Genomic DNA, 5,371 nt, shown 5'->3' with positions numbered 1-5,371 from the left:
GAAAGCCAACAGAATCAACGATCTACCAACACCACCCCCGCGCCAGTGCTGGGTTTGCGTACCGCCAGTTATTGCACTGAAAACGAGGGGACCCCAATGACGGCTGGGATGTCCTTGCCGACCACGCAGACAACCCGACCATGACCGGCTTGCTGGCCCAGGCCGACGCATTGGCAGAAGAACTGTCCTGACAGGTACCGCAAATGATCGCCTTAGATGCCAGCGGCAACCTGCCGCCCCCACCAAAGTTGCAGCCGTGCCCCGTTCTGCGCAAAACCTCTGACCCTTCGCTGGCGCAGGATCAACCCTCGCGCCGGATGCAAAACAGAGGGCTGCTTCGGCGCCAAGATGCCCGCCATAGCGCTCGATGACGAGACAGAGATCGCAGCCTGGAACACACGGGAGCCACCTGCAGCTTCTCAACCGCCACAAGCCCGCGAGGCAACGCAAGAGCCCCAACCAGCATAGGAGGCATGAAATGAACAACGCTATCCATTTGGCCCAGAACGCATTGAAACTCGTCCTTGGGGTCGGCAGAGGCACCAGCGGTCGATTGATCCTTGAGGCGAGCCAAGAGCAAGCCGTCAGGGACGCCCTGGCTGCAATACAGCGAGAGGCCATGGCCGCAGCCGGGTTTACTCCGGGACGGCCGCCCGAAACTACCGAGGCCGCGTGGCTGCTCATTCGCTATGAGCATGAAGAAGGCGATGTAAATTCGGTGGTACTCGCTGTCCGTGACGACGACGAGTGGAGCGTTGCCGCAGACTGGAAAGCCGAATCCACCCTGGACTCCGTCTACGCAGACGGTGGCTACATCGTGGGCTGGATGCCATATGCAGTCCCCGACCCGGTGCTTGTTGAAGCAGCAGCCACCCATTGAACAAAAAAGACCAGAGCATCCATGAGCAAGAAGATCAAGCTGCTGCTGGCAGCATTCGTCAAAGCAGAGAACGTCAGCCCTGACATGCTGCGCATCACCCATCAGGAGGCAGGCTGGTGCGTGAGTAGCGGCGAGACCCTTTTGATGCGCCCCAATGGCTCTACGCACTTCGACACTCCGCAGCAGGCTTTCCGCGTGCTGGCCGGCGCGGGCATCCGCTGCGCAGTGATCGAGTGGGACGGGCTGGACCCTTTCACCGAGTGAGCCCCCCGTTTCGTTTGTGACAACCTACCACCGAAGAGACCAAAATGGCCAAAAATCACGCACGCCCCGCTGAAACGCTGCGCCGCATGGGCGGATGGTCTGGCGGCTCCATAGGGCAGGCCGAAGCGCTGGCGGGCATCAATGTTCAGTGCGATACAGAGCGCAAGGCACTATGGGATCAGTTCAAGCACTTGTTCATCGGGGACTCGCAGGTCCTGATCAATGCGGTGGTCGATCACTGCGCGACGATCACCCTGGGCCGAATCCGGCGTGGTGAGCTGTCCCTGCTGCCCAGTCGGATCTGAAAGATGTCTATTCCGCCCGAGAACAACACGCCAGAGCAGACATATATGCAGTTGGCAGTACGCTGGATGACTGGTCGATGTGCAGGCGAGTCACAGTGCCCGCTGGACTATCCCACCGCCCCAGTGCGCAAGCTTGCGAAACGCTTTGACTTCAGAAAAAAGGCCATCAACGCTTGCCCTCGGAGTGACGCGATGGATAAATCGGTGGCTGTTATGAAGGACGCCACCTGCCCACACTCGCAGGGCGGGTGACCCACACTGGATCGGCCATGCCCATCACCAAACGCCCCTGTTCAAACTGCCCCTTCCGCTGCGACGGGGCCGGCATCGAGCTGAGCCCCGGCCGCATCGAAGGTATCGTTACAGACTTGCTCAAAGACGATCAGCAAACCTTCGTTTGCCACAAGACCCTGGACAAGGAACGTAGGACCTGCGCCGGAGCGGTGGCCCTGATGTCGAAGCTCGGCCGCCTGCCGGTGATCGCCCGGCTGGGCCTGGCCTATGGCGTCATCACTGCCGCCGACGTAGAAGCCAGCGCGGAAATGGTGATCGAACCCAGCGCCCTGGACCTGCCATCCTTGACCGCAGCATCAAGATAGGCCCCATGCAACCCCTTGCCGACTTAGAACTCATTCAGGTCAGTGCCGACCGCGCGACTGTATGGGTACACGCCCCCGATGGGTCCACAGTTGGCCGGTTCTCAAAGCGCTTTGGCATCGATGCCCACACCACGGCCAGTGAGCAAATGCAAGGTGCGCCACAGTGTTTGCACTGCACCCATTCCCCGCCAACGGCCCACGATTGGCAGAAGTTCTGCGACTTGATGCAGCTGCACCACGGGATCACGGTCGACCGGGATTTGATCGAGATCTGACCAGCCAAGGAGTTACGGGTGTTCCCAGTCGAGAACACCCGCTCGAATATGAAGTTTGGCTGGCGGACAGCAAGCTCTTTGACGGAGCCCCACTGCTCCTTTTTGAAACCACGGAAGTGGCCGACGTTGCCGCGAAGGTTACGAGGTGCAGTTGCGCGCTGCGCGGGCGATCTGTACCGCACCCACTACGACGCGGGAGTGAATGGTCAGTCTCTACTTCACCGCGTTACGCGGAGGGCATGGGTACGCTGCCATGAGGGACAGCAGAATACTTGCACTCGCATCGAGATGGAGTCTTTCAGGGTTCGCGCGAAGGTACTTGACTACTATTCGAACTGCTTGGGTATTCGCGACGCTCGCAGGAACACACGCAGCAGGGTCCTGCTGATCAAGGAGCACCATTGTGTTGCGCGTCCCTTCAACAAGGCCCAAGCAGTACAGCGCCTTGAAACTGTCAACGTCCGATTTGTCGCCGTCGAAGTATTTCACCGCCTGCTGGCAAGCATCGAGGAGTTGATTCCCATCTGCTGCTGAGGCCGTTGCAGCCGATAGGCCCAAGAAGAGGCACACAGCCAGCTGTTGGGGCCTCAAGACGCTGCCCCGATCAATCTTCCCGCCTCGATGTCAGCACGCAACAAGTCATTTGCCCGCGTTTGCCAGCCTGGGCCTGTGGCCTTCAGCGCTGCCAGCACATCCTGGTCAAACCGGATGTTGGTGGCTACCTTCGGGTTTTCCTTCACTGAGCCCTTGGGCCGCCCACCCTTCGCGCGTGCAGCCATGCTCGCAGGGGTGTGCACCGCCCCATACTTGCCAGCCTTCAGGTCGGCAAGGGACTCACGCAGCCCTGGGATTGCCTGGCCTGCGTCGGCTTCGATGGCTCGGGCCACCGCGTCGGCATCCAGACCTTGGAGGTCTTTCATCGCCTTGATCATCGCTTGATCTCCTTCGGAAGAATGTTGGCCTTTTCAGCCTTCGTGTACACGGTCACCAGCAGCACAATTTCTTCGGCGGCGACATTGAAGTACACCACGCGGGCGCCGCCGCGCTTGCCCTTACCCGCGACCGACCAGCGCACCTTGCGGGCACCCTGAGCGCCAGGGATTACGTCACCGGCTTCAGGGTTGGCAGCGATGAAGCTGATGAAGTCCAGGCGGTCAGCTTCTGTCCACACCTCAGCGACTTGCTTCTGGAAGAGTGGGGATTCGATGACTGTGAACACGGATTTATTGTATCCACAGAATACATGGTGGCAGTTTAATTTTGTGTAGATACAAAAAATAATTCACTGTTCATTCATCCAGTGCGGCACAATCACGGGATGCCGTCCGATCAGTTCGTCCAAACCGCCCTCGCCATCCTTGGCCCCGCCGCCATCTGGCTCTCGCAGAGCCGCACCGTGCAGTTCCAGCGCTGGGCCTGCATCGTCGGCCTGGTCAGCCAGCCTTTCTGGTTCTGGTCCGTGTGGCGCAGCGGCCAATGGGGCGTCGGCGTGGTGGCGGTGGCCTGCGCGCTGGCCTGGCTCAAGGGGCTGTGGGTCCATTGGCTGGCACCGCGCCCATCGTCTGGGCTCGCAATGCTGTCGCTACCTCCTGAGAGCAAGCTGAAATGATTGAGATCGGCGTGGACAAAGGGATCTTGGTGAAGATCCTGGGCCAAGACATCAGTCGCGGTATGGCCCAGCTACCGCCCGCGGGGCCGGAACAGCCAGCGAAGATGCAGGCGGTGATCGAGGTTGCGCCCCATGGCCGGGTGCGCATCACCTACCGGCTGAACAGAAGCCCCCGCAGGAAGGTTAATCTCTGGTTCTGGACCGCTTTTCACGCGGTGGCCGAACCACTCCCGGAAGACCAGCCTTCAGATGCTCCTGACCCTTCACATCAGCAAGATTGAACCCGGAAACTATCGCGTGCTCGTCCTCGATGGGCGGGAAGAGGTGGACCAATGGGAGGCCCCGAATGTCGCCGCCGCGATCCGGCAGTGCGGCCAGGCCGAGATGCAGGAACTTTTGGGGTTCCACATTTGGTACGAGCATGTCTGCGTGGGCACCACCATGATGAGCAACATGCGAATCGACCCTGAGGGCATCGCTGAGAGGCTGATGACGCTGTATGGCGCAGTGAGAGGATAGCGACATGGCAAAAATCGTAGATCGCGGGATCGTAGAACACAACGGGCTGAAAGGCAGTTGGGAGCTTGACTCTGACGGAACGCTCGTTGTGAGTTCTCCGATGCTGGAGTGCAGAGAAACCGCAGTTGTGAAGGGCGGCCCCCAGTCGCTGGCGGATGTAATGTGGCGACAGTTTCTTGACCGCAAGGGCCTGGGAGCAACCCCGTAAAGTTAGGTTGTTCGTACTTCCGTACGGGAGCCGTCGAGGCGAACAAGCACTGCGCCGAGGGCTGGGCCTTCTATCACCGGGACGCCGCACAAGGAGCCCGGATACAAGTCTTCCGCTTCCGGCAAGACGGCGGCCATAGCTTCGCGATGGGCGTGCTGAAAGCCCGGGAAAAGATCAGAGCCCAGCTCTATTCGCGAGGGCATCAGGCGGCCGGCCCGTGGCTCGGAGTAGATCGCTTCCACCAGTTGCTGAATGATTGGGGCCATGCGCGGGGGATTCTATTGGGTGAAGACAGGCGTGATTTTCCTGCCTGCCGCCCTGTACGGCGTTGATCCATCTGGCTGAAAATTCCGGTTCGAGTTCTACGACTTGAGGCAGCTGCACCACGGGATCAAGCTCGAGCGGGTTTTGATCGACATCTGGCCAGCCAAGGCGTTACAGGGTTCCCAGTCGAGATCGATGCGGCCATACTGATCCGCTTCGGAGTCTGAAACCAACCACTTGCGCCAATTAAGCGCCCCAAAGGTAGTGGCGCACGGAGAGGCAAACAGCGTATGAGCAAAACATGGGGAATAGCACGGTTCTACGGCATGGGCTCGATGGAGTACCTGCTCGAATCTGAAGATTGGCTGGCGGACAGCAAGCTCTTTGACGGAGCCCCACTGCTACTTTTTGAGACCATGGAAGAGGCCGACGTTGCCGCGAAGGCACT

Annotated in this window: 12 protein-coding genes; 9 read left to right on the top strand and 3 right to left on the bottom strand. The window is 59.9% G+C overall.

Features of this window, described 5'->3' with window-relative positions; all coding sequences use genetic code 11:
• The first annotated feature begins 478 nt into the window (after window positions 1–478).
• From DBR23_RS28095 to DBR23_RS28075, 5 genes are all read left to right on the top strand, one after another.
• Window positions 479–880, top strand: a complete 402-nt coding sequence (locus DBR23_RS28095) for a hypothetical protein (RefSeq protein WP_108500244.1) — start codon at window positions 479–481, stop codon at window positions 878–880.
• 21 nt (window positions 881–901) lie between these two features.
• Complete coding sequence (locus DBR23_RS28090; protein WP_108500243.1) at window positions 902–1,144, top strand: hypothetical protein; 243 nt, start codon at window positions 902–904, stop codon at window positions 1,142–1,144.
• Between the two features lie 44 nt (window positions 1,145–1,188).
• On the top strand, window positions 1,189–1,449 hold the full coding sequence (locus DBR23_RS28085; RefSeq protein ID WP_146191475.1) for a hypothetical protein: 261 nt from the start codon (window positions 1,189–1,191) through the stop codon (window positions 1,447–1,449).
• A 269-nt stretch (window positions 1,450–1,718) separates the two neighbouring features.
• Window positions 1,719–2,048, top strand: coding sequence for a DUF6283 family protein (locus DBR23_RS28080; protein ID WP_108500241.1), 330 nt, complete (start codon window positions 1,719–1,721; stop codon window positions 2,046–2,048).
• 5 nt (window positions 2,049–2,053) lie between these two features.
• Window positions 2,054–2,323: a hypothetical protein gene (locus DBR23_RS28075; RefSeq protein WP_108500240.1), complete on the top strand. Its 270-nt coding sequence runs from the start codon at window positions 2,054–2,056 to the stop codon at window positions 2,321–2,323.
• 213 nt (window positions 2,324–2,536) lie between these two features.
• On the opposite strand, the gene DBR23_RS32385 is transcribed toward DBR23_RS28075, so the two are convergent.
• From DBR23_RS32385 to DBR23_RS28060, 3 genes are read right to left on the bottom strand one after another with little or no spacing between them, the layout of a single operon-like run.
• The gene (locus DBR23_RS32385; RefSeq protein ID WP_369882181.1) at window positions 2,537–2,893 is read right to left on the bottom strand and encodes a Rap1a/Tai family immunity protein; all 357 of its coding nucleotides are present in this window, start codon (window positions 2,891–2,893) and stop codon (window positions 2,537–2,539) included.
• Between the two features lie 17 nt (window positions 2,894–2,910).
• Window positions 2,911–3,255, bottom strand: a complete 345-nt coding sequence (locus DBR23_RS32030; protein ID WP_233250798.1) for a BrnA antitoxin family protein — start codon at window positions 3,253–3,255, stop codon at window positions 2,911–2,913.
• The gene (locus tag DBR23_RS28060; protein ID WP_108500238.1) at window positions 3,252–3,542 is read right to left on the bottom strand and encodes a DNA-binding protein; all 291 of its coding nucleotides are present in this window, start codon (window positions 3,540–3,542) and stop codon (window positions 3,252–3,254) included. The genes DBR23_RS32030 and DBR23_RS28060 overlap by 4 nt, the downstream gene beginning before the upstream one ends.
• Window positions 3,543–3,641: 99 nt before the next feature.
• Here DBR23_RS28060 and DBR23_RS28055 point away from each other — a divergent pair, with 99 nt between their 5' ends.
• The 4 genes from DBR23_RS28055 to DBR23_RS30095 are packed head-to-tail and all read left to right on the top strand — an operon-like array spanning window position 3,642 to window position 4,659.
• Window positions 3,642–3,932: a hypothetical protein gene (locus tag DBR23_RS28055; protein WP_108500237.1), complete on the top strand. Its 291-nt coding sequence runs from the start codon at window positions 3,642–3,644 to the stop codon at window positions 3,930–3,932.
• Window positions 3,929–4,213 carry a hypothetical protein gene (locus tag DBR23_RS28050; RefSeq protein WP_108500236.1) on the top strand — a complete coding sequence of 95 codons (285 nt, stop codon included), beginning with the start codon at window positions 3,929–3,931 and terminating at the stop codon, window positions 4,211–4,213. The genes DBR23_RS28055 and DBR23_RS28050 overlap by 4 nt, the downstream gene beginning before the upstream one ends.
• On the top strand, window positions 4,182–4,451 hold the full coding sequence (locus DBR23_RS28045) for a hypothetical protein (protein ID WP_108500235.1): 270 nt from the start codon (window positions 4,182–4,184) through the stop codon (window positions 4,449–4,451). Before DBR23_RS28050 ends, DBR23_RS28045 begins: the two co-directional genes overlap by 32 nt.
• Before the next feature lie 4 nt (window positions 4,452–4,455).
• On the top strand, window positions 4,456–4,659 hold the full coding sequence (locus DBR23_RS30095) for a hypothetical protein (protein ID WP_108500234.1): 204 nt from the start codon (window positions 4,456–4,458) through the stop codon (window positions 4,657–4,659).
• The last annotated feature ends 712 nt before the right edge of the window (window positions 4,660–5,371 follow it).

It is taken from the genome of Acidovorax sp. HMWF018, assembly GCF_003061035.1.
GTDB lineage: Bacteria > Pseudomonadota > Gammaproteobacteria > Burkholderiales > Burkholderiaceae_C > Acidovorax > Acidovorax delafieldii.
Note: the sequence above shows the minus strand (reverse complement) of the source record. Positions and strands in the feature narration are given on the sequence as shown.

Bases quoted from the DNA above. Each gene is read 5' to 3' on its own strand.
- DBR23_RS28090 (WP_108500243.1), top strand. From the start codon at position 902: ATGAGCAAGAAGATCAAGCTGCTGCTGGCAGCATTCGTCAAAGCAGAG.
- DBR23_RS30095 (WP_108500234.1), top strand. From the start codon at position 4,456: ATGGCAAAAATCGTAGATCGCGGGATCGTAGAACACAACGGGCTGAAA.
- DBR23_RS28050 (WP_108500236.1), top strand. From the start codon at position 3,929: ATGATTGAGATCGGCGTGGACAAAGGGATCTTGGTGAAGATCCTGGGC.
- DBR23_RS28085 (WP_146191475.1), top strand. From the start codon at position 1,189: ATGGCCAAAAATCACGCACGCCCCGCTGAAACGCTGCGCCGCATGGGC.
- DBR23_RS28055 (WP_108500237.1), top strand. From the start codon at position 3,642: ATGCCGTCCGATCAGTTCGTCCAAACCGCCCTCGCCATCCTTGGCCCC.
- DBR23_RS28095 (WP_108500244.1), top strand. From the start codon at position 479: ATGAACAACGCTATCCATTTGGCCCAGAACGCATTGAAACTCGTCCTT.
- DBR23_RS32030 (WP_233250798.1), bottom strand. From the start codon at position 3,255: ATGATCAAGGCGATGAAAGACCTCCAAGGTCTGGATGCCGACGCGGTG.
- DBR23_RS28080 (WP_108500241.1), top strand. From the start codon at position 1,719: ATGCCCATCACCAAACGCCCCTGTTCAAACTGCCCCTTCCGCTGCGAC.
- DBR23_RS28045 (WP_108500235.1), top strand. From the start codon at position 4,182: ATGCTCCTGACCCTTCACATCAGCAAGATTGAACCCGGAAACTATCGC.
- DBR23_RS28075 (WP_108500240.1), top strand. From the start codon at position 2,054: ATGCAACCCCTTGCCGACTTAGAACTCATTCAGGTCAGTGCCGACCGC.